Consider the following 22,291-nt stretch of genomic DNA (forward strand, 5'->3'; position numbering starts at 1 on the left):
TCCTCAGAAATGCGCCCACTCTGGTGCGCCGGGTCGCCCGCCTGTGGTCAGTGCGTCCGGCTGCGGCCCGGTGGTAGACAGCCCCACCGGAAACAGGGCCTGCGCACCGGTCTGACCGAGCTTGAACAGCGCCACCGCCTGCACCAGCGCATGCGCCTGCTGCTTGAGTCCTTCTGCGGCGGCGGCGGATTCCTCGACCAGTGCCGCGTTCTGCTGCGTCACCTGGTCCATCTGGCTGACCGCCTGACCGACTTGCTGCACGCCCAGGCTCTGCTCGCCGCTGGCCGCGCTGATCTGCGCCACGATCTCGCCGACCCGCTTGATCGAGGCGACGACTTCATCCACCGTGCGGCCGGTCTGGTTGACCAGCGCCGAACCTTGCTCCACCCGCTCGACGCTGGTGTGGATCAGGCCCTTGATCTCGCGGGCGGCGCCGGCCGAACGCTGCGCCAGCGAGCGCACCTCGCCCGCCACCACCGCAAAACCGCGGCCCTGCTCCCCTGCCCGCGCCGCTTCGACCGCGGCGTTCAAGGCCAGGATGTTGGTCTGGAAGGCGATGCCGTCGATCACGCCGATGATCTCGGCGATCTTGCGCGAAGCGGCGCTGATGCCGTCCATTTTCTCCACCACCTGCGCCACCATCTCGCCGCCACGCACCGCCACGCTGATAGCCCCTTGCGCCAGCGCATTGGCCTGCTGGGCGCTGTCGGCATTGGTGCGCACGGTCGAGTTGAGTTCGTCCATCGTGGCGGCGGTTTCCTGCAGCGCGCTGGCCTGCTGCTCGGTGCGCGCACTCAGGTCAAGGTTGCCCTGGGCGATCTGGACGCTGGCCGTGGCCACGCTGTCGGCGTTCTGGCGCACGGTGCCCACCACGCGGGTCAGCGATGCCTGCATCGCCGCCATCGCCGCCATCAGCTCGCCCAGCTCGTCGCGCGAAGTCGCGGATGGCGCCAGCGTCAGATCCCCGTTGGCGATGCGCACCACCGAGGCCCGCACCACGCCCACCGCCTGCACCACCGAGCGGCTCACCGCCAGCCCCAGCCCCAGCCCCAGCCCACTCAGCAGCAGGCACGACCCGATCAGCAGCCACTCGAACTGGCGGCCCTCTTGCAACCGGGTGTTCAGTTTGGCCTCCAGGATCTGGCCCGCCTTGTTCTGGAGAACGAACACCTGGTCGATGGACTCCGTCATCGCCTTGAAATACTCCCCCGAGCTCTGGGTCAGCTCGGTGGGTTCGAGCAGATCGTCCTGCACCAGCCGCTGCGCCGTGTCCACCGCCACCCGCAGCCGCGCCACGTCGGTCTCCAGCACGGATTTCAGGTCCGGCTGCAGCTCGAACATCTTGTCCAGATCGAGCACGGCATCGCGTGACAGGAGCCGCGCCCGGTCGGACAGGGTTTGCAGGCGCACCTTCTGGTCCGGCGCCAGCCGCTGCAGCGCCAGCGCCAGTGCGCCGATGGCCCGCATCTGCCCGAGCGCCTCCGACAGGTCCGGGGTCTGCTTCAGGGCCGCGACGGTGAGGAAGTAGTGCGCCGGGTCGGACTCCAGCGTCAACCCGGCGGCGTCCATCAACCGGCCATGCAGCTCGATCTGGCGCTCGACCAGCGCCGTGTGGCGCTCGAAACTCTGCGGACCCGACACCTGCCGGGCCGCCACGTCCTTGGCCAATGCCTGCCATTCGCCCGCCACGCGCTCCCAGTCGGCGCGCAGCCGGGGCTGATCTCCCAGGGTCCGCAGCAGCCCGTTGAAGGTCTCGCCCGCCTGATCGACATCGGTTTGTCGGGTGCGGCGCTGGGCGTCGAGATCGGGTTTGCCGCCCAGCACGGTGGCGGACAGGCCGCGGTGCTGCTGCGTCAGTTGGACCATGCGCAGCAGGCCGCGCGATGGCTCGATGCCCCGCAGCTCGGCGCGGGTACGGTCCACGCTCTGCTCCACGCTGCGCACGCAGTACGACAGCGGCAGCAGCACCATGCCCGCGGCGACAACGCCCAGCAGCGCGAACTTGCGTGAGAGGCGGAGGTTGCGGATGAATTGGGGCATGGTGGGCTGGGCTCGTGGCGACGGGGCAGTACACGCTCCGCACGGAGGGAACTGCGCTCACCACAGTATCGGCACCGGCTCCGGGAGGTGTTGCGCGAAGTGCCCGCCTAAGCCCTTGCATTTCTGCGCCCTGGGTGTCGGTGGGGAGCTGACCCCGGTGTGACAGCGAGGTGGTCCGCGGTCGTGGTCTGCTGGCGCCCAGACCACCGACACCGCTGACCGGAGTGCATCCCATGTCCACCCACGCCCACCACGACACCGCCGCCACCCTCGCCTGCTGGGAAGCCGACGAGGCCCGCGTCCGCGCCGCCCTGGCCCCACCCGGCATCGCCCGCCCCGAGCAGATCGCCCACCTCAGCGGCCTGGAGTGGTTCGCCGCCATCGGCCGCGGCGAGCTGCCCTCGGTGCCGATCGGCGCGGCGATGGACTTTGTGCCGATCGCGTTCGAGCACGGCCGCTTCGTCTTCCAGGGCCGCCCGCACGCCCGCTTCGCCAACCCGATGGGCACCGTCCACGGCGGCTGGATCGCCACGCTGCTCGACTCGTGCGTGGGCTGCGCGGTCCACACCACGCTGCCGGCCGGCCGCGCCTACACGACAGCGGAGCTGAAGATCAGCTACATCCGGGCCCTGACGCCGCAGGTCGGGCTGGTGCGCGCCGAGGGGCGGGTCATCAACGCGGGGCGGCAGGTCGGCTTTGCCGAAGGGCGGCTGGTCGGCGCGGATGGCAAGCTGTATGCACACGCCACGACGACCTGCGTGGTGCTGGCCCCCGGCAAAGCCTCGGGCAATTGACCCTCAGTGCGCCCCGCCCGCGTCCGTCGGCGCGGCCCGACCCAGCCGCGGTGGCCGCGCCGTGCGCCACACCAGCGGGATCAGCAGCAGGAAGATCCCGGCAGACACCAGGAACACGTCGTCCGCGGCGCGGGTGTACGCCTGCTGGTTGACCAGCCGCTCGACCTGCGCCAGCGCCTGCTCCAGCCCGAAGCCGCCGGACTGGACCGTGCGCAGCGCCTCGTCCGTCACCGGATCACCCGCCGTCAGCCGCTCGGCGAGGTGGGCATGGTGCATCACGGCGCGGTCCTGCCAGACGGTGGTGGCCACCGAGGTGCCCATCGCGCCGGCCGTGATCCGCACGAAGTTCGACAGCCCCGCCGCCGCCGGCACCCGTGAAGGATCCAGCCCAGACAGCGTCAGCGTCGTCAGCGGGATGAAGAAGAACGACAGCGCCGCGCCCTGGATCACCGTCGGGACCAGGATCGAGACGAAGTCGGTCTGCAGCGTGAAGCGGCTGCGCAGCCACAGCACCAGCGAGAAGCACACGAACGCCCCGGTCGCCATCCAGCGCGGATCCCACACCCCCACCTTCTTGCCCACCAGCGGTGTCAGCAGGATCGCCAGCACGCCCACCGGCGCCATCGCCATCCCTGCCCAGGTCGCGGTGTAGCCCACCCACTGCTGCAGCCACATCGGCAGCAGCACGATGTTGCCGAAGAACAGTCCGTAGGCGACCGACAGCGTCAGCGCGCCATAGAGGAAGTTCGGCCGCGCGAACAGCCGCAGATCGACCACCGGGTGCGCGTCCGTCAGCTCCCAGGCAACGAACACCGCGAAGCCGAACGCCGCCACCACCGCCAGCGCGATGACCATCGGCGAGTGGAACCAGTCCAGCTCGTGGCCCTTGTCGAGCATGAGCTGCAGCGCGCCGACCCAGACCACCAGCAGCGCCAGCCCCACCGTGTCGATCGGCAACTGCCGGGTCGGCGTCTCGCGGTGGCGGTAGATGCGCCAGGTGATGCCCGCGGCGAGCAGCCCGACGGGCACGTTGATGTAGAAGATCCACGCCCAATGCACATGGTCGGTGATCCAGCCGCCCAGCAGCGGCCCGACCACGGGGGCCACCAGCGTCGTCATGCCCCACAGCGCCAGCGCCGTGCCCGCCTTGGTGCGCGGGTAGCTCGACAGCAGCAGCGTCTGCGACAGCGGGATCATCGGCCCGGCCACCAGCCCCTGCATCACGCGGAACACGATCAGCGCCTCCAGCGACGGCGCGAACCCGCACAGCCACGACGCCACCACGAACAGCAGCACGCTCCAGGTGAACAACTTCACCGCGCCAAACCGCTGTGTCAGCCAGCCGGTGAGCGGCACCGAGATCGCGTTGGCCACGCCGAAGCTGGTGATGACCCAGGTGCCCTGCGACGGACTCACGCCCAGGTCGCCCGCGATCGCCGGCAGCGAGACGTTGGCGATCGACGAGTCCAGCACGTTCATGAACGTCGCCAGCGACAGCGCCAGCGTGCCGAGCGCGAGCTGGCCGCCTTCGAGCGGCGGGGGCGGCGCGCCGACGGTCGCGGCGGGCGCACTCATGCCGGCTTCCGGGCAGTCGAAGCGGCCACGCCGACGCGGCCGAGGTTGGCGGCGATGATGCGCTGCACGTCGGCCTCGGCCTCGCGCTCCAGGCCGTCGTAGACCTCGGTGTGGTCCGGGTGCGCGGTGGCCGCCACGGCGGGCAGCACGGCGCCGTCCTGCTTCGCCACGTCCACCGTGACGTTCATCGACAACCCGACGCGCAGCGGGTGCGCCGCGACCTCGGCCCGGTCCAGCGCGATGCGGACCGGCACGCGCTGCACCACCTTGATCCAGTTGCCGGTGGCGTTCTGCGCCGGCAGCAGCGCAAACGCCGCGCCCGTGCCCGCGCCCAGCCCGGCGATGCGGCCGTGGTAGACCACCTTGTCGCCGTAGACATCGGCGACCAGCTCGGCCGGCTGGCCCAGGCGCAGGGTGCGCAACTGGCCTTCCTTGAAATTGGCATCGACCCAGGCGCCCTGCAGATCGACCACCGACATCACCGGCGTGCCCGGCTGCACGCGCTGACCAAGCTGCACGCTGCGGCGGGCGATGTGGCCCTCGACGGGGGCGAGCAGCTCGGTGCGCTTGAGCGCGATCCACGCCTCGCGCACCTTGCCTGCCGCACGCTGCACCTGCGGCTGCCCCTCGACGCTGCTGCCGTCGGTGAGGATGCCGTTGCTGCGCTGCTGCTCGCGCGCGGCGTCCAGCGCGGATTTCGCCGCGGCGACCACGCTGCGCGCCGAGGCGAGCTGCGCGGTGACATGGTTGAACTCCTCGCGGCCGACCGCGCCGCTCTCCACCAGACTGGCGCGGCGGTTCACGTCGTCCTGGGCGCGGGCGAGGTCGGCCTGGACGCGCTTGAGGTCGGCTTCGCGCAGGGCGACCTGTGCGCCCAGCGTGTCGTTGCCGGTGTAGAGCTGGCGCACTTCGCGCACGGTCTGCGCGAGCTGGGCCTCGGCCTGCTCCAGCGCAAGCTTCGCGTCGGTCGCGTCCAGCCGCAGCAGCACCTGGCCGGCGCGGACGTGGTCGGTGTCGTCGGCCTCGACCGCCTTGACGGTGCCGCCGGCCAACGCAGTGACCTGCACCACGCGGGCCTGGACGTAGGCGTTGTCGGTGCTCTCGCTGTGGCGGGCGTACAGCGCCCACCATGCGCCGTAACCACCGCCAGCCAGCACGGCCACGGCGGCGATGCCGGTCAGCGCACGGCGGCGGGGGTTCGCGGGCGCGGTCGGCTTCGGGGAAACGTCAGTCGCAGGGTGGCTCATCGGGTGACTCGTTTTCATCGGTTGTTCTGGGCCGTCGCGCGCGGCGCGTCCGGCGGAAGGTTGGCCGCGGTGTAGCCGCCGCCGAGCGCCTGCATCAATTGCACCCGCGTGTCGAAGGCGCGGGCACGCAGATCGACCGCGGCGCGGCGCTGCGCCAGCAGTTGCTGTTCGGCCGACAGCACGACGAGGTAATTGCCCAGACCCGCGCCGAAGCGGCGCTGCGCGGCGTCGTGGGCCTGCTCGGCGGCCTGGAGCGCGCGGGCCTGCTCGGTGCGCTGGGCCTGCACGGCCTGGGTGCTGGTCAGCGCGTCGGCGGCGTCGCGCACCGCGTCGAGCAGCGCGCCGTTGTAGGCCGCGATCGACGCATCGAGGTCGGCCGAACGCGACTGCAGTTGCGCCCGCAGCCGTCCACCGTCGAACAGCGGCAGCCGCAGCGCCGGACCGACGCCGGCTTGCCGGCTGTCGAATTGGACCAGCCGGTCCAGCCCCAGCGCGTTCAGCCCGACGAAGGCGTTGAGCTGCACATCGGGATAGAACTGCGCCCGCGCCTCGCGCACCCCGTGCGTGGCGGCTTCGACGCGCCAGCGGGCGGCGACGATGTCGGCGCGGCGGCCCAGCAGATCAGTGCCGATCTGGCCCGTGTCGGGCGCCGGCACCTGCAGCGCATCCAGCCGCGGGGCCAGCGCATCGAGCGCCGTCGGCGCCTGCGAGGTCAGCGCGGCCAGGGCGTGGCGCACCAGGGTGGTCTGCTCGTCCAGCGCGAGCCGCTGGGTGCGGGCATCGGGCACGGCGGATTCGGCCTGGCGCAGCTCGACCTGGGTGTCCAGCCCGCCCTGCACGCGGCGCTGCACGAGGTCCAGCGTCTGGCCCCGCAGCGCGATGGCGCGGTCGGCCACCTCGCGCTGCGCCAGCAGGCGGGCCAGCGCAAGGTACTGGCGCACCACGGCGCCGGCCAGCGCCTGGCGGGCGGAGGACAACTCGGCCTGCAGCGCCTGCTCCTGGCCGACCGCGGCGGCGAGCGCGGCGCGGTGGCGACCGAAGAAGTCGAGCGACCACGCGCCGCCGATCTGCAGCGTGCCGGTGTCGCGCACGCTGCCGGCGATCGGCGGTGGCACCAGCCCGTTGGCGGTGTAACGCTGGTGGTTCGCGTCGGCGGACAGGCCGATCTGCGGCGCGTCGCCAGCCTGCGCACCACCGCGGACGGCCTGGGCGCGGGCGAGCCGGGCCATCGCGGCCTGCACGCTGGGGTGGTCGGCGGACGCGCGCTCGACCAGCCCGTCCAGCGCCGGATCACCGAACACCTTCCACCAGCCGTCGCCCGCGGCCAGCGCACCAGGGTCGGCCTGCAGCCCGAGCTGTGCCGGTGGCAACGCCGCCTGCACGGGGATCGGCGCACCGGGGCTGGCGCACCCGGTCATCACCAGCGCCGCCGCCAGCGCCATCGCGCCGACCACGGGAGTCATCATGGTCAGACGGTTCATGCCGCGCCCTCCCCGCGTGCGGCCACCACGGACGCCCGCATCGCCTCGCCATTGGCCAGCAGCCGGCGCAGCAAGCCCATGAGCTGCTCGAACTCCTCGACCGAGAAGCCCTCCAGATGCTGGTTGAGCACCGAGGTCAGCACCGGCGGCACCTGCTCGGCCACCCCGCGGCCCGCGTCGGTCAGCGCCAGATTCACCACGCGCCGGTCGGTGCAGGACCGCTCGCGCCGCACGAGCTGCTTGGCTTCGAGCCGGTCGAGCACGCGGGTCACGCCCGCCGGATCGACCTGCAGATCGCGCGCCAGCGTCACCGCCGTCGTGTCCTCGGGCCGGCACAGCAGGTGAAACAGGGGCAGCCACTGCGCATGGGTCAGGTCGAGTGCGTCCAGGCGGCGGTCGGCCTCCTGGAGGATCGAGGTCAGCACCTGCCGCATCAGCAAGCCCAGGCTGCGCTCGGGCCGGTAGGTTTCGGCGGTGTAGATCGGCGGGGGAGGCGCGGCGGCGGGGTCGGTCGTGTGCATGGCGCTGATTTTATTGTCTAGTCAATGATTGACTGAGCAATTTAATTTGTCCCTGTACCCACCATGGCTTTGATCGAACTTCTGGCCTGGGGCCAACCAGACTGACGCGGCAAGTCCCTGACAATACGCACCGTGCGCACGGCGTGGCACAGTCACACTGCACTGGCAAGCTGCGCCTGATGAAGAGGCTTGAGAACTACAGGGGTTACGCCCCGAGGACATACGCGATGAAAAGACTGGACGACTTCCGCATGCAGATGGGCCGCCACGAGCTGGTGCCCATCATGGTCGGCGGCATGGGCGTGGACATTTCCTCTTCCGACCTGGCGCTGGAGGCGGCCCGCCTGGGTGGTGTCGGCCACATCTCCGACGCGATGATCAAGACCGTCACCGACCGCCGCTACAAGACCAAGTACGTCAAGGCCAAGCAGGCGCTGTACAAGCTCAACGTCGAGTCGGAGGACAAGTCGGCCGTCAAGTTCGACCTCGGCCACCTCGCCGAAGCCACCAAGCTGCACGTCGAGAGCACCATGACCCGCAAGCAGGGCAGCGGGCTGGTGTTCATCAACTGCATGGAAAAGCTGACGATGAACGGGCCGAAGGAGACGCTGAAGGTGCGCATGGCGTCCGCGATGGACGCCGGCATCGACGGCATCACGCTCGCCGCCGGCCTGCACCTGGGTTCCTTCGCGCTGATCGAGGACCACCCGCGCTTCCGCGACGTGAAGCTCGGCATCATCGTGTCCAGCTTGCGCGCGCTGCAGTTGTTCCTGAAGAAGAACGCCCGCCTGAACCGCCTGCCGGATTACGTCGTCGTCGAAGGTCCGCTCGCCGGCGGCCACCTCGGTTTCGGCATGGACTGGGCGCAGTACGACCTCGCCACCATCGTGGCCGAGATCCTGGCGTGGATGAAGGCGGAGAAGCTCGACATCCCGGTCCTGCCGGCGGGCGGCATCTTCACCGGCAGCGACGCGGTGCGCTTCCTGGAGATGGGCGCATCCGGCGTGCAGGTGGCAACCCGCTTCACCGTGACCCAGGAATGCGGCCTGCCCGACGACATCAAGCAGGAATACTTCAAGGCCGACGAGGACGACATCGAGGTCAACCAGATCTCGCCCACCGGCTACCCGATGCGGATGATCAAGTCCAGCCCAGGCATCGGCGACGGCATCCGCCCGAACTGCGAGGCGTATGGCTACCTGCTCGACGCGAACGGCAAGTGCGCCTACATCACGTCCTACAACCGCGAAGTGGCGGCGCATCCGGGCGTCAAGCGCATCTCGGTGATGGACAAGACCTGCCTGTGTACGCAGATGCGCAACTTCGACATCTGGACCTGCGGGCAGTTGACGTGGCGGCTGAAAGACACGTCGCACCGCCACGCCGACGGCCGCTACCAGTTGCTCACGGCCGAACACGTGTTCCAGGACTATCGGTTCAGCATCGACAACCAGGTGCGGCTACCGGAAGCGGGGCTGGTGGTGGCTGGTTGACCTTGCCCTGCCACGGGGCTGTCAACGCCGACGGCGGGGAACGGGCGGCAAGCGAGCGGGTTGATGCGCCTTGAGTCCGGCATCACCCGTCAGGATTTCAACGTGAAAGCCGGCCATTGCATAGTGTTCCGCGACGTTCTTGATGGTCGCATCACCAATGGTCAGCTTTTGCGCCGCCAGTTCCGGCCATGCCGCTGCCAACTCCAGCAGACCCTCCGATTCCCACAGCGGCCCCTGATCCGTGAAAGCCGCCCAGGGTGAAGTCGCTTCTGCCGCGCTGCGCAAATGATCAACCAGCGCCTGGGCCAGCATGAAACGGTCGCCGCTGGACTGGGCAATGTGGTTGCCGGTTTCAATCAAGGAAGCCAGCGGCAGCACAAAGGTACCCCCTGCCTGGCGCTCATCCGCCAGCAACCGATCGATTCGCTCATGGGTCCATCGGTCTGTCACAGGGCCGGCTGTTTCCTTCCCGGGAATTTTCAACCAGCAGCACAGCACTGACGTATCCAGAATAAAGACGCGCCTAGACATGCACGGATTCCCGTTGCTCCACCGCTGGGAAATCCATCTCCAACTGCAAAGCTTTTTCAATAACACCGTTGCTGGAAAGTTTCCCAATCGAACCCTGCGCAAGCAGTTTTGGCAGTTTTTTCATGTTTTCCAGCAGCGTCAACTGACTGAGACCGCTGTGTGGATTGCGGTGCGCCACCGTGATGAACGGCACCATCTCGGCCCCCATGGCGTCGAGTAAAGCGGGATTGTGGGTCGTCACCAGCACATCGACTTCCTGTTCTTCACCCACTGTTCGAAGCATGTCCAGCAACATCTGCGCCCGAGACGGATGCAACCCGTTATCGACCTCCTCGATCACCAGCAGACTGTGCCGGGGCCGGGTCAGCAACGCCGTGAGGATGGCCAGAAAACGCAGCGTTCCATCCGACATGCCCCGTGCATCGACCGTTGGCGGATCTCCCGAATCGCTCCAGTGCTCCTCGCAATACAGCATCGCATCCGACTTGAATTTACCGACCGGCTCGGCATATACGCGACGAATATCCTTTTCCGGAAGTTTCCGGGCATACCGGGTCAAGACAGATTCGATGGACGCCTGTTTCTCCTGAGGAAGCGCCGCAATCACCCCCGCAATGTTTCGCGCATCAGAGTCGAGACGCTCGTTCAGTGGTGAGTAACCACGCATGTGCGACGGAATCGGGTCAAGAATGAAAATATCCCGAAGGGCTGCCACCACGACCACAACACCATCTTGTATTTCTTGGCGCAGCTTCTGCCCGACCAGATGCGTCAATACCGACTGCACACGACTCACCTGACGGGGGCTGCCCTGCTTTTCGTTGTACAGGCGCGCCGTCACCGTGGGCGATCCGACCTCGCAAGGGTCGGTGCGGAACAACTTGATCTGCCCGAGCACGGAATCCCGTTTGCGCAGACTGTTCCGGTCCAGTCGATAACGAACCCGAGTGAGCTGTTCCGAGAGCACCTCGCAGCGACTGTCGCTGAGCGTGCATTCCAGTCGGTACTGATAATCCGTTTGCTCGTCCGCGCGGCAGGTCACGCCCACGGCAAACGAAGTATTGGGCCGCCGTGCCGCCCAGTCCACACCGCCACGCAGCGCAGGCAGCACGCCATCGCCTTGCAACGCCGCGGTGAGCGCAGCACCGTGGGCGATTCGGTTCAGAAAAGCAAACGCGTCCAGCGCATTCGATTTGCCACTGGCATTGGCGCCGATGAGCACCGTCAGTGCATCGATGTTCACCCGAGCCTGTTCGTAGCTTTTCCAGTTTTCCAGCAGAAGTTCGGTCAGCATGGTGGGTGCATCCGCAAAGAGAGGGCCAATTCCGGCATCGTAGCGCCCGGAAACGGACCCCCGGTGATTCAGCAAGCCACGATGTTGACCGCCAGCCCCCCGCGGGCGGTCTCCTTGTACTTGGTCAGCATGTCCGCCCCGGTCTCGCGCATGGTCTTGATCACCTTGTCGAGGCTGACGTGGTGAGTGCCGTCGCCATAGAGGGCCATGCGGGCGGCGTTGATCGCCTTGACCGAGGCGATGGCGTTGCGCTCGATGCAGGGGATCTGCACCAGCCCGCCCACCGGGTCGCAGGTCAGGCCCAGGTGGTGCTCCATGCCGATCTCGGCGGCGTTCTCGACCTGCTCCGGCGTGCCGCCCATCACCGCGCACAGCCCCGCCGCCGCCATCGAGCACGCCACGCCCACCTCGCCCTGGCAGCCCACCTCGGCGCCGCTGATGCTGGCGTTTTCCTTGTAGAGCAGGCCGATCGCCGCCGCCGTCAGCAGGAAGTCGATGACGCCGCGCTCGTCCGCCCCCGGCACGAAGCGGGCGTAGTAGTGCAGCACCGCCGGGATGATCCCGGCCGCCCCGTTCGTCGGCGCCGTGACGACCCGCCCGCCCGCCGCGTTTTCCTCGTTCACCGCGAGCGCGTAGAGGTTCACCCAGTCGAGCACGACCAGCGGATCGGCCGCCTTGGCCCCTTGCGCATCCAGCGCGGCCAGCGCCCGTGACAGCGCCGCCGCCCGCCGCCGCACCTTGAACCCGCCCGGCAGCGTGCCCTCGGTGCGGCAGCCGCGCTCCACGCAGGCTTGCATCGCCGCCCAGATGCGCAGCAGGCCGGCATCGGTTTCGGCACCCGGCCGCCAGTGGCCCTCGTTGCGGCGCATCACCTCGGCGATCGAGCAGCCGTGCGCCTGCGTCAGCGCCAGCAGGTCGGCGCCACTGTGGAAGGGCAGCGGCAGCACGCTGGTGTCGGGCGCGATCACCTTCTGGCGCTGGCCATCCGCGGCGACCTGCTCGCTGACCACGAAGCCGCCACCCACCGAGTAATACACCCGCTCCGCCAGCACCGCCCCCGCCGCGTCGAAGGCCGAGAAGCGCATGCCGTTGGCGTGCAGCGGCAAGGTCTCGCGGCGGTGGAACACGACATCGCACGCCTCGTCGAAGGCCATGGGATGCGTGCCATCGAGCAGCACGCGCCGACGCTGGCGCAGATCGTCCAGCAGCGCCGGGATCCGGTCCACGTCCACCGTGTCCGGCTCGTGCCCGCCGAGGCCGAGCAGCACGGCGGTGTCGCTGCCGTGGCCCTTGCCGGTGGCACCCAGCGAGCCGTAGAGATCGACCTGCACGCGGGCAGCGCGGTTCAGCAGCTCCGCGTGCAGCAACCCTTGCGTGAACAGCCGCGCCGCCCGCATCGGCCCGACGGTGTGCGAGCTGGACGGCCCGATGCCGATCTTGAACAAGTCGAAAACGCTGACAGCCATGCGAATCTCCGGTCCTCTGCGGTTATCCCCGCCACCTGTGGATAAGGTTGTGGGCAAGTTGTGTTGAACGTTTGCAAGTGGTTGTTTTGCAATGGATTTTCTTGGATTGCCTTATTTTTAGGCAGACAGCACAACGGACGCTCTGCACAGGCATCAGTCACGGCCTTCACGCAGTTGCACCACCTGCACCTGGTTCACCGGCGTTCCGGTGTTGCCCCAGGCGCTGCGCACATGGGTGGTGATGGCGGCGATGTCGGCGTCGTCGAGGACGTGGCCGAAAGGCGGCATGCCGTGCGGGCGCGGACGGCCGGCGGTGGACGGGCCATAGCCGCCTTGCAGGATCACGCGCACGAGATTGGTCGGGTCGGCCATCGTCACCGCGCGGTTGCCGGCCAGCGCGGGGAAGGCGCCGGGCTGGCCCTCGCCGCGCTCGCCGTGGCAGGTGGCGCAGTGGTCGCCGTAGAGCTTGGCGCCGCGGTCGAGCGTGCGGGCATCGGCCGGCCGGACGCGGGGGGCTTCGGCCGGCGGGCGCTGCGGCAGGTCACGCAGGAACACCGCCATCGCCTGGGCATCGGCCACGCTCAGGTGCTGCGTGCTGCGGGCGACGACCTCGGCCATCGGACCCACCACCGTGGCCCCCGAGCCAGCGGCCACTCCGTCACGCAGCAGGCCGACCACGTCCGACACCGGCCACGCGCTGACGCTGCCCTCGGCGGCGAGCGTCAGCGCCGGGGCGTACCAGCCCTGTCCTGGAATCGGCGCGCCGTCGAAGGCACGGCCGGGGATCGTCGCGCCCATCGCGTTGCGGGCGCCGTGGCAGGCGGCGCAGTGGCCCAGACCGTTGACGAGGTAGGCGCCGCGGTTCCACTCGGCGGATTGCGCAGGCTGCGCGGCATACGTGCCGGGCCGGAAATACAGCGCCCGCCACACCTTCAGCGCGAGTTGGGTGTCGTAGGGGAAGGCGAGCGCGTTCGGCGTGTTCGGCCGGTCCACGGCGGGCACGCTGCGCAGGTAGGCGAACAGCGCGTCGCTGTCCTCGCGCGTGACCTGCGTGAAGTGCGGATAGGGGAACGCCGGGGTCAGCATCCGGCCATCGCGCGCACGGCCGTGGTGCAGGGCGCGCCAGAAGTCGTCGGTGCTCCAGGCGCCCAGGCCGGTGCGGGCGTGGGGCGTGAGGTTGCCGCCGTAGACGGTGCCGAACGGGGTGCGCAGCGCCTCGCCACCGGCATAGGGCGGCTCGCCGCGGCGGGTGTGGCAGGCGGCGCAGTTGCCGGCCTGCGCAAGGTAGCGGCCACGGTCGATCGCCGCGGCGTCGGTGGCGACCGGGCGCGGGTTGGCGGAGGGTGGTGCGTCGGCGGCATCCAGCCACGCGATCGCCGCCGCCCCCAGCGCCAGCACGCCCGCCAGCCCGCCCAGACCCCAGGTGAGGACGCGCTTCATTGCACACCCCCGCAGTCCATCGGCAGCGGCTGCGCGAGCGCCGAACGCGCCACCGCTTTCGACGGCACCGGCACCGGCTGCGCAGCCAGCCACGCGGCGACAGCGGTGATGTCGGTGGAGGTGAGCTTGTCGGTGAGCTTCGCCATGCAGTCCGGCGCGGCGGCGTGGCGCTGGCCGGTTTTCCAGGCACCGAGCTGCGCGTTCAGGTAGTCGCGCGGCAGTCCGAGCAAGCCCGGAATGGCCGGCGCCACGCCCGTCATCGCCTCCCCGTGGCAACGCACGCAGGCTGGCACGTCCCGCGCGGCATCGCCCTTGAGCACCAGCGCCCGGCCCTGCGCCAGCACTGCTGCGGCCAGCCCCGGCGTGGCCGGTGGCGGATACGGCACCTCCAGCGACGCGAAGTGGTCGGCGATCTCGCGCAGGTAGTCGTCGCTCAGGTGGTCGAGCAGGTGCGTCATCGGGCGGTACTGGCGGCGGCCGTCGCGGAAGTTGACGAGCTGGTGGTAGAGGTAGCCGGCGGGCTTGCCGGCGATGCGCGGGAAGTAGCCGCCGGGGGTGGCGCGGCCGTCCTTGCCGTGGCAGGCGGTGCAGGCAGCGACGCGGGCGGTCATCGCCTGGGGGTCATCGGCCGGGGCGGCGGCGTGTGCGGCCCAGGTACACAGCACGGCGAGGGCCGCGATCAGGGAGGAGCGGAAGCGGATGAACAGCATGGGCCGATGCTACGCCGGCCGATGGGGGACGCCTGCGGGCCTCGGCGAGTTTGTCGGCGTGGCCGAGGTGCGGCTGCAGGCCAGCCTATCCACCCAGTGCGCCCCAGAGCATCCGAGCGATCGGCGTGGTGAACACCAGCAACCCCGCCACGTTCACCACCACTGTCGCCCAGAACGCCACGAGGAACGGCGGCTTGGCGGTCTTGTGGCGCAGCAGGCGCTGGGCGATGAGGCCACCCGGCCAGCCACCGACCAGCCCGAGCAGCAGCAGCGTGTTTTCCGAGGTGCGCCAGCGGCCGGCCCTGGCGGCGGACTTGTCGAACGCATAGGCCAGGAAACACACCACGCTCGCCACCGCGTAGACCAGCGGCAGGACCATGCCCGAGGTCAGCATCAGTGGGCGGCCGATGCGCCGAACCAGGCGTCGGCTAGCGCCTTGGCGCGCGCCAACCCTTCGGGCGTCAGATGCACCGACTGGTTTCGGTTGCGGGGATCGCTGATCATGCCTTCGGCGTGGAGGCGGTTCATCACGTCGAAGTCATGGCCCTTCCAGGCGCGGCCGTTGTCGAACTCGAAGGCGCCGAGTAAGGCCAGGGTGGCGTCGGCGATTTTTTCGGGGTCATAGACGGCAGGCATGAGAATCTCCGCAGGAGAAGAGGGCAACCATTTCACTGCAGAAAATTTACTCGTGCAAGTAGCGATTAACGTCGAAGCTAACCGACCCGGAACAGCGGGACGGGATTTGTGCTAGCGTTTTTGCTGGCACAAATGCCGGCACGCTGTGTAGGGTCCGGTTGAGCGCCCTGTTAGACCTCGCATTTATTCGCCAATATTTACCAGAAGATCCTTGCCGAAACGAATCCTTGCAACCTCGCAGCACATTTCTGTTATTCGTTCTATTTGGGCTTTGCTGACATTCGTGCCGACGTACCATCCTGATGTAAGTTTGGCAAAATGTTCACGCGCCAGATCGGGACGGCTGGGATAGAGTTCGTCCGCGGTTCGTGCCAGATAGCGCCTTGTTCTTCCGTGTTTTGGTCTGGCGGCAAACCGATCCGGAAATGATGGGTCGCGTTGACTTAGTGCCTCGAAAACGCCAATTAGTACCTCTCTGCCGTTTCTGCAGGAAACGAACTTTCCATCTAGTGAAAAGCCTACAGCAATCGTATTTGTCCCAGGACCGATTGCTTGAATTCGTTGCGGCAACGGTGGCGCTTGTGCAACTATTCGTTGCGGTTGCGCTCGCGGTGTTTGTGTTGCTTGCGCGTTGGCAAGTGCGGACGAGCGAAAAACTACATTTTCACGTAGAAACTTTGCGACGGTATCCAAATCGGGTTTGAATCCGCTCAAACTTTCTACTCTGTCCGCTACTAATTCAAGCAGAAGGTCATCCTCTTCGGACACGAGCTTTGTCCACGCTTCGGGAAGTGTCGCGAGCATTTGTCGATTTCGAGAGACGTTTTGATAGTCCTCTCTTGCCGCTGCAATTGCCCTTCCCGTTGTAACTTCGGAGTAGGAAAGATAGCGAATTAGACGCGCAGCGCTCTCCTGGGGCTCTCTTTCAACTAAGTCCAGTTTATATACGCGCCGCTCCCCATAGTCGCCCTGCTCAGCAGGAAGAAAGAAATTCCATTCCTGTCCATCAGTCAGGATTGCAACGGGTACTCCAATATGAAACGCGTACTCAAATAGTTGACGTTCAGCGCCATCACTCTGGCCAATTTGCTTGACTTCTATGAATGCAATCGGCTTAGATGAAGGATGGCACAGTGCAAAGTCTACGCGACGCCCTTCCAGTGAGTATTCTGGACATACAACCTGAGTGTCAAATGTTGGCCAGCCAAGCACTTGCAGCAATCGAAGGACAATTCCTTGAGAAACTGCGGCCTCATTCCTGAATCGACCCGACTTTATGCCGGATCGAATGTCTTCAATGTGTTCTTCGAGCGTCATGTGTAGTAATTGGGTATTTTGCGAGGTCTAACGCCCAGGTTAACCGGCGGCAATGCGAAGCATTGACGTCCGAGTTGAACCTACAGTTAGGCTGGTGATAGATGCTTGGTCTGACAAGTTCACACCCCTGTGATTGCTTCTGGTGACAACACTTGTGTTTTTCGCTCAAGCGTCTCCCGATCCAACCACGACGCAAGAAGTGAATAATCGTTTGCGCCAAACTCAAGAAAGACGCCGCCAACGGCGCGGTTTCCTGACAGCCCTTCTTGTTCAATGAGCGACTGAATGGCGCTGACGTTGTGCACAAAAATGGCAATTTGAAAGTCAAGCTCTTCTTGTGTTGTTGCGTCCAGCTTGAGTTGAACCTTGTCGAACCCATTCCCAAGTGGGATGGCCAGTACCGCGAACGTCTTTGGCGTGGACTGGGCAATGGACTCGATGATGAATGTGGATAACCGACTAATTGCGGACGCGCCAATGCGGGTCAATTCGCCCCGATTTTTCCAAGTGTCCTTTCCTGCTTCACTGATGATTCCAGTAACGTAGACCGTTGCTGCACCGCCAAGAAACTGAACCCACCAAGGCGCCCCTGCCGCAATGGTTATCCATGAAGGAACCTCCATAGCGCGCATGAAGAATTGTTCATCGCTCACTTGCGCTTGCCACTCCGGTGGCAGAAGTCCTGCTGACTGGCGAAGCGCGTTCACTGAGATGTCAGATGTCGATTCGACTTGCATAGACGCAGTTGTGTGGGTGGTATCGGATTTGGGCTCTAACGAGTAGCTATAGCCGGTGTTTTCGAAAAGCCTAACGTAATTTAGACCTCACGGCCTTGCCATCTAACTTGGCGCCTGACGCCTAACTCGGCCTGTAACGCAACTCCAAATCGTTGTCGGCATTGGTTTTTTGGCTTTGACTGACGCATAAATTGCTCCTAAAAATCCCGACAAACCCTGCATTCGCAGCAGTCTAGGCACAGCACACACGAGTTGCGCACTACATCACGCCAACTGCCCAAAAATGAGACAGTCGCGTGGATTTCTCCACGCTGCCAGGTTAATTTTCACCAAATCCCAGTAGTTACCCGCAAACCCCCACATACCCACACGATGTGCAGAACTCGCACCCATCCTTGTGGATCATCGTCGCGTTCCCGCACTCAGGACATGGTGGCGCAGGCCGTGGCCTCACGCAGCCCCAGCCTCGAATAACCGCAAGCCGGGGGGAAATCAACTTCAAATCTTCTTGCCAGCTTCCGGACTGGATGCCGCAGGCGTGGCCGGCACAGGCTGGTTTTCCTTCTCGTTATGGCGATCAAATGTCAGCGTCTGACCAAAGATCAGTTGCACCCAAGAGGGATAGGTGTACGCGCTGCCAGTGTTGTGGTCGATGACCGCGCCAATCCCGCCGCCAAGAATGATGTTCCCGAACATCCCGCCATTGACTCGCGAAATCGCCTTGGCAATGGCATCCGACTTCGCCGGATGCTTGCAGGTGATTTCCAGATCCGTGTTGGACCGCCGGACGTTGGCAATTTCTCCCGACTTGACCGTACTGGACGCCTTGTCGTTCGTCATCGTGCAATCGGCACCGGTGACAAGCTCCCCAGCCTCCGTCTTGGTCTCGATTTTCATCGGATGGGTTTTGTCATTCACCACCGATGCACAGCCAGAAAGAAGCACTGCTGCAGAAAATAAAGCGAATCGCGCGTTCATGGTTTCTTACCCTTGATGATTTGAGTCGCCGCAGTCTAGGCAAAACATGCCTGAATTTCACACTACTTCACGCAAAATCTCCACAAATGGAAAAACGGCGTGAATTCCTCCACGCCGCCCAGGTAAATATTCACCAAATTCGAGTAACTAGCCGCAAGCCCCCACATACCCACACGCCGTGCAGAACTCGCACCCATCCTTGTGGATCACCGTCGCGTTCCCGCACTCGGGACACGGCTTGCCGGGCACCGTGGCGCGGGCGATGGACGCGGCCACCGCGGAGGCCGCCGCAGCCGGCGTGGCGAGCACGCCCATGGCGTTGACGGGAACCCCCGCCTCGTCCAGCACACCCAGCATCGCGTACCGGTGAATCACCAGCCGCGCCACATACGCCACCGTGCTCGGCCAGACCTGCTGCCGCCGCTGACCCGCCGGCAAACCCGGCACCGGCGCCATGAAATGCCCCAGCGGCTCGCCGACATTCAATAACTTGCGCAATTTCATGCCGATCCAGGCCGGGTCGATCACCCGCATGTCCAGCGACAGCAGCCGCGCCAGCCCGTCCAGCGCCCGCGGGTAATTGCCGGCAAACCCGATCGCACACGGCCGGGTCACATACCCACCCTCGGGTGTCGGCAACGTCACCTCCTTGAGCGTGAGCGTGAATTGCTCGCCGGTGCCGGGATTCTCGAGATCGACCGCCCACGCCAGCGTGCCGTCCACCCCGGTGCGCGGCTCGTGGCGGCTGAACATGGCGTCCAGCACCGGCGTGGCCCCGCCCTCCTGCAAGGCGCCGAGTTGCTCGCAGCGCCAGCGGATCACCGCCGCCGTCGCGGCCACCACCCCAGGGAACAAGCGTTTCTCCCCACTCGGCGGGAAGGGCATGTCAAACGCCCGCTCCTCGGCCACCGTCGCCAGCGCATCGAGTTTCAGCCTTAACCAGCTCGGGTCATTCGCCCGCATGTCCATCGACAGGGTTTTGGCCAGCGCGCCCAATCCCCGCGGCTGCTCCGCCCCATTCACCCAGACCTCGAACGGCAGCGTCTGGCCGAACAGGCCCGCGTCCGGCCCCGCCTCGGCCGGCAATTCGCCGACGAAGAGCGAGAAACTGCCGTGCGGGTGCTGGACCATGTAACTCCAGGCCGGGTTGCCCGACGGCAATTCCGGCCGCCCCGGCCAGCGCAGACTCGCCAGCACCGGCTGCGGCAGCCGCTCGACGCGCAGGCGGCGGTTGGCGCCGTCCGGGTCGATGGCCATCGCGGGCTGCGCGACGGTCAGCGGCTGGGGTTGCAGCGCCGGCGCAGCAGCCGGCTCGACACTCAGCACCGCGCCGAGCACGCTGTTCGGCCGGTAGGTCGCCAATCCCTTCAGCCCGGATTTCCAGGCGGTGAAATACAGCCCCTGAAACTCCGCGTACGGATAATCCGCCGGCACGTTCACCGTCTTGCTGATGGAGGTGTCGATATAGGGCGCCACCGCCGCGACCATCGCCTCGTGCGCCTCGGCGCTCATGTCCAGCGCGGTGACGAAGGCGTCGGTCAGCGGCGCGTCGGCGCCTTTCAGGTGGCGGTACAGGCGCCAGGCGTGGTCCTCGACCGCGTATTCCTTGAAACTGCCGTCCGCCTCGCGCTTGCGGCGGGTATAGGTCCAACTGAAGGGCGGCTCGATGCCGTTGCTGGCGTTGTCGGCAAAGGCCAGGCTGATGGTGCCGGTCGGTGCGATCGACAGCAGGTGCGAATTGCGCAGGCCGTAGGCGTAGATGCGGTCCTTCAATTCATCGGGCAGGCGCGAGGCGAAACTCTCGCCGCCGAGGTATTGGTCCGCGTCGAACAAGGGAAAGGCGCCGCGCTCCTTGGCGAGTTCGACCGACGCGCCATACGCCGCATCCCGCATCACGGCGGAAATCCGCCGCGCCATGTCCCGTGCCGGCTCGGTGTCATACCGGCAGCCCAGCATGATCAGCGCATCGCCCAGCCCGGTGAACCCCAACCCAATGCGGCGCTTGTGCATCGCCTCGCGCTGCTGCGCGGGCAGCGGCCAGACGGTGGCGTCGAGCACGTTGTCCAGCATCCGCGTGGCCACCGCGCAGACCTCGGCGAAACCCGCTTCGTCGAACGCGGCATCCGGCTCGAACGGGCGGTGGACAAAGCGGGTCAGATCGACCGAGCCGAGGCAGCAGCAGCCGTAGGACGGCAAGGGCTGTTCGCCGCACTGCCCGGTCACGAGGCCGTTGAAGATCACCGAGTTCTGATCAGCCTGGGTGGTGTCGTAGACCGGCTCGATGCCGGCAGGGAGTATTTCGGTGATGCGGGTGGTGAAACCCGGTCGATCGACGATGGCGAGAGCGTGCAGGTCCGGCTGATCCGCATCCCCTAGCGGGAGCAAAGTGGACACGAGACCCCAATTTGCCAGCAGCATCTGGACATCCCGCAACAAGCCCGGATGCGCGGACACACACGCCGTATCACGCCACCCCGTCTCGTCATTCCTGCCCACCTCAGCATCCCCGCTTTCGCGGGAATGGCGGGTGCGCAGGGCGGCATGCAAACCGTCTAGATACGTCCGAACGCACGCTTCGGAACCCCACCACACGGCGTCCGGTATTCGAATGTCCGCTTGACCGACCGCCAGCGCCTCGCGCGTCACCGCCAACATCCGAGCGCCCAGTTCCGCCCCACCTTCGAACCCGAACTGCCCCTTGCCCGACTGCACCAGCAATTCATCCCCGGGCACCAGTTCAGAGAGTTTGAGCTTGCCGCGAGCGGTGTAGAAGTCGTGCCACGCGGTCGCCTTGATTTCATACCCGTCCTGCGTGACGACCCGGAATACCTCGGCCTGCCCCGCCGTCAAGAATGCCGGGACCGCCGACCGCACCTGCGTCCCACGGGCGGGATCGCCGAGCGCGCGGTTGTCCACCGTCACCTCCAGCGGCAATCCGGATGCATGGAGTTGCCGGATCGGAATCAACCCGAACTGTGTGGCCAACCGCGTATCGCCGGTCACGCACGGATTTGTGGCGGTAATCGCCTCGCAATACCCGAGATTATTGTCCTCATTGATACGATCGATGAAGAGAATCCCCGGCTCGGCGTGGTCGTAGGTGGCCCGCATGATCTGGTCCCACAAATCGCGGGCGCGCACGCGGCGGTAGACCCACAGGCCATCGGCGCGCTCGAAGGCGCCGGCGGTCTTGAGCTTGCGGCCGGGTTCGGCGCGGTGGGTCAGGTCGATCTCGCCATCGGATTCGACCGCGCGCATGAAGGCGTTCGTGACGCCGACCGAGACATTGAAGTTGCGCAGATCCCCGCTGTCCTTGGCGTGGATGAAGGCTTCGATGTCGGGGTGGTCGCAGCGCAGCACGCCCATCTGCGCCCCACGCCGGCTGCCGGCGGATTCCACCGTCTCGCAACTGCGGTCGAACACGCGCATGTAGCTGACCGGGCCGCTGGCGTGGCTGTCGGTGGAGCCGACCCAGGCGCCTTGCGGGCGGATGCGCGAGAAGTCGTAGCCGACGCCGCCGCCGCGGCGCATGGTCTCGGCCGCTTCGGTCAGCGCGGTGTAGATGCCGGGGAAGCCGTTCTCGGGTTCGGCGATCGAGTCCCCGACCGGCTGCACGAAGCAGTTGATGAGCGTGGCGCCGAGCGCGGTGCCCGCCGCGGAGGCGATGCGGCCGGCGGGGACGAAGCCCTGCGCCTGCGCCCAGGCGAAGCGTTCGGTCCAGTGGGCGCGCCGGACTTCGGGTTCGACCGCCGCCAGGGCGCGGGCAACGCGCAGACGGACTTCGTCCGCCGTTGTTTCGGTGCCCTTGGCGTATTTTTCCTGCAGCACCTCGCGGCTGATGGGCTGGGCAGGCAGGCTGGCAACAAGGCGGGACATGCGGCGCTCCTCGGGGCATTCAGCGCCTCACTTTAGCGGCAGCCACACGGTTTCCCGACCGAAAGTGCCTTGGCCGCACGTTGCACAGTGGTACCGGCCACTGCCTCCCGTATCCTTCTTGATTGGTTTTGCTGTTAATGCGTTTTTTGCGCGAT

At 66.6% G+C, this 22,291-nt stretch carries 18 protein-coding genes; 2 read left to right on the forward strand and 16 right to left on the reverse strand.

Annotated features, from left to right (window positions below; genetic code table 11):
- Positions 1-3: 3 nt before the first annotated feature.
- A complete protein-coding gene (locus QZW52_RS01480) occupies positions 4-2,040 on the reverse strand; it encodes a methyl-accepting chemotaxis protein (protein ID WP_293994350.1) in 2,037 nt (678 codons plus the stop codon).
- A 233-nt stretch (positions 2,041-2,273) separates the two neighbouring features.
- Here QZW52_RS01480 and QZW52_RS01485 point away from each other — a divergent pair, with 233 nt between their 5' ends.
- A complete protein-coding gene (locus QZW52_RS01485; protein WP_293994352.1) occupies positions 2,274-2,834 on the forward strand; it encodes a PaaI family thioesterase in 561 nt (186 codons plus the stop codon).
- Between the two features lie 3 nt (positions 2,835-2,837).
- Here the strand turns inward: QZW52_RS01485 and QZW52_RS01490 are convergent, their stop codons facing one another.
- The 4 genes from QZW52_RS01490 to QZW52_RS01505 are packed head-to-tail and all read right to left on the reverse strand — an operon-like array spanning position 2,838 to position 7,658.
- Positions 2,838-4,409 carry a DHA2 family efflux MFS transporter permease subunit gene (locus QZW52_RS01490; RefSeq protein WP_293994354.1) on the reverse strand — a complete coding sequence of 524 codons (1,572 nt, stop codon included), beginning with the start codon at positions 4,407-4,409 and terminating at the stop codon, positions 2,838-2,840.
- Entirely contained in the window at positions 4,406-5,656 is a 1,251-nt protein-coding gene (locus QZW52_RS01495) for an HlyD/EmrA/EmrK family protein (RefSeq protein ID WP_293994356.1), read from the reverse strand. The genes QZW52_RS01490 and QZW52_RS01495 overlap by 4 nt, the downstream gene beginning before the upstream one ends.
- Before the next feature lie 14 nt (positions 5,657-5,670).
- Positions 5,671-7,137 carry an efflux transporter outer membrane subunit gene (locus QZW52_RS01500; RefSeq protein ID WP_293994358.1) on the reverse strand — a complete coding sequence of 489 codons (1,467 nt, stop codon included), beginning with the start codon at positions 7,135-7,137 and terminating at the stop codon, positions 5,671-5,673.
- Positions 7,134-7,658 (reverse strand): MarR family winged helix-turn-helix transcriptional regulator, encoded by a 525-nt coding sequence (locus QZW52_RS01505; RefSeq protein ID WP_293994360.1) that lies wholly within the window; start codon positions 7,656-7,658, stop codon positions 7,134-7,136. Before QZW52_RS01505 ends, QZW52_RS01500 begins: the two co-directional genes overlap by 4 nt.
- Before the next feature lie 227 nt (positions 7,659-7,885).
- On the opposite strand from QZW52_RS01505, the gene QZW52_RS01510 reads away from it, so the two are divergent.
- On the forward strand, positions 7,886-9,151 hold the full coding sequence (locus QZW52_RS01510; RefSeq protein WP_293994363.1) for a nitronate monooxygenase: 1,266 nt from the start codon (positions 7,886-7,888) through the stop codon (positions 9,149-9,151).
- Between the two features lie 21 nt (positions 9,152-9,172).
- Here the strand turns inward: QZW52_RS01510 and QZW52_RS01515 are convergent, their stop codons facing one another.
- The 11 genes from QZW52_RS01515 to QZW52_RS01565 form a co-directional block, all read right to left on the reverse strand.
- Complete coding sequence (locus tag QZW52_RS01515; protein ID WP_293994365.1) at positions 9,173-9,682, reverse strand: hypothetical protein; 510 nt, start codon at positions 9,680-9,682, stop codon at positions 9,173-9,175.
- Positions 9,675-10,976 (reverse strand): AAA family ATPase, encoded by a 1,302-nt coding sequence (locus QZW52_RS01520; RefSeq protein WP_293994367.1) that lies wholly within the window; start codon positions 10,974-10,976, stop codon positions 9,675-9,677. Before QZW52_RS01520 ends, QZW52_RS01515 begins: the two co-directional genes overlap by 8 nt.
- Positions 10,977-11,044: 68 nt before the next feature.
- Positions 11,045-12,442: an L-serine ammonia-lyase gene (locus tag QZW52_RS01525; RefSeq protein WP_293994369.1), complete on the reverse strand. Its 1,398-nt coding sequence runs from the start codon at positions 12,440-12,442 to the stop codon at positions 11,045-11,047.
- Positions 12,443-12,595: 153 nt separating this feature from the next.
- A complete protein-coding gene (locus QZW52_RS01530) occupies positions 12,596-13,882 on the reverse strand; it encodes a c-type cytochrome (protein ID WP_293994371.1) in 1,287 nt (428 codons plus the stop codon).
- A complete protein-coding gene (locus tag QZW52_RS01535) occupies positions 13,879-14,592 on the reverse strand; it encodes a c-type cytochrome (protein ID WP_293994373.1) in 714 nt (237 codons plus the stop codon). Before QZW52_RS01535 ends, QZW52_RS01530 begins: the two co-directional genes overlap by 4 nt.
- 85 nt (positions 14,593-14,677) lie before the next feature.
- A complete protein-coding gene (locus QZW52_RS01540) occupies positions 14,678-14,986 on the reverse strand; it encodes a DUF1294 domain-containing protein (RefSeq protein WP_293994375.1) in 309 nt (102 codons plus the stop codon).
- Positions 14,986-15,228: a DUF6429 family protein gene (locus tag QZW52_RS01545; protein ID WP_293994377.1), complete on the reverse strand. Its 243-nt coding sequence runs from the start codon at positions 15,226-15,228 to the stop codon at positions 14,986-14,988. The genes QZW52_RS01540 and QZW52_RS01545 overlap by 1 nt, the downstream gene beginning before the upstream one ends.
- Before the next feature lie 183 nt (positions 15,229-15,411).
- Positions 15,412-16,545, reverse strand: coding sequence for a hypothetical protein (locus QZW52_RS01550; protein WP_293994380.1), 1,134 nt, complete (start codon positions 16,543-16,545; stop codon positions 15,412-15,414).
- A 119-nt stretch (positions 16,546-16,664) separates the two neighbouring features.
- Positions 16,665-17,282 (reverse strand): hypothetical protein, encoded by a 618-nt coding sequence (locus QZW52_RS01555; protein ID WP_293994383.1) that lies wholly within the window; start codon positions 17,280-17,282, stop codon positions 16,665-16,667.
- A gap of 498 nt (positions 17,283-17,780) precedes the next feature.
- A complete protein-coding gene (locus QZW52_RS01560; RefSeq protein WP_293994386.1) occupies positions 17,781-18,260 on the reverse strand; it encodes a hypothetical protein in 480 nt (159 codons plus the stop codon).
- Positions 18,261-18,407: 147 nt separating this feature from the next.
- Positions 18,408-22,136: a ribonucleotide reductase N-terminal alpha domain-containing protein gene (locus QZW52_RS01565; RefSeq protein ID WP_293994389.1), complete on the reverse strand. Its 3,729-nt coding sequence runs from the start codon at positions 22,134-22,136 to the stop codon at positions 18,408-18,410.
- Positions 22,137-22,291: the final 155 nt, after the last annotated feature.

Origin of the sequence: Sphaerotilus sp., from assembly GCF_013299175.1 — a bacterium.
In the GTDB taxonomy this organism is placed as follows: domain Bacteria; phylum Pseudomonadota; class Gammaproteobacteria; order Burkholderiales; family Burkholderiaceae_C; genus Sphaerotilus.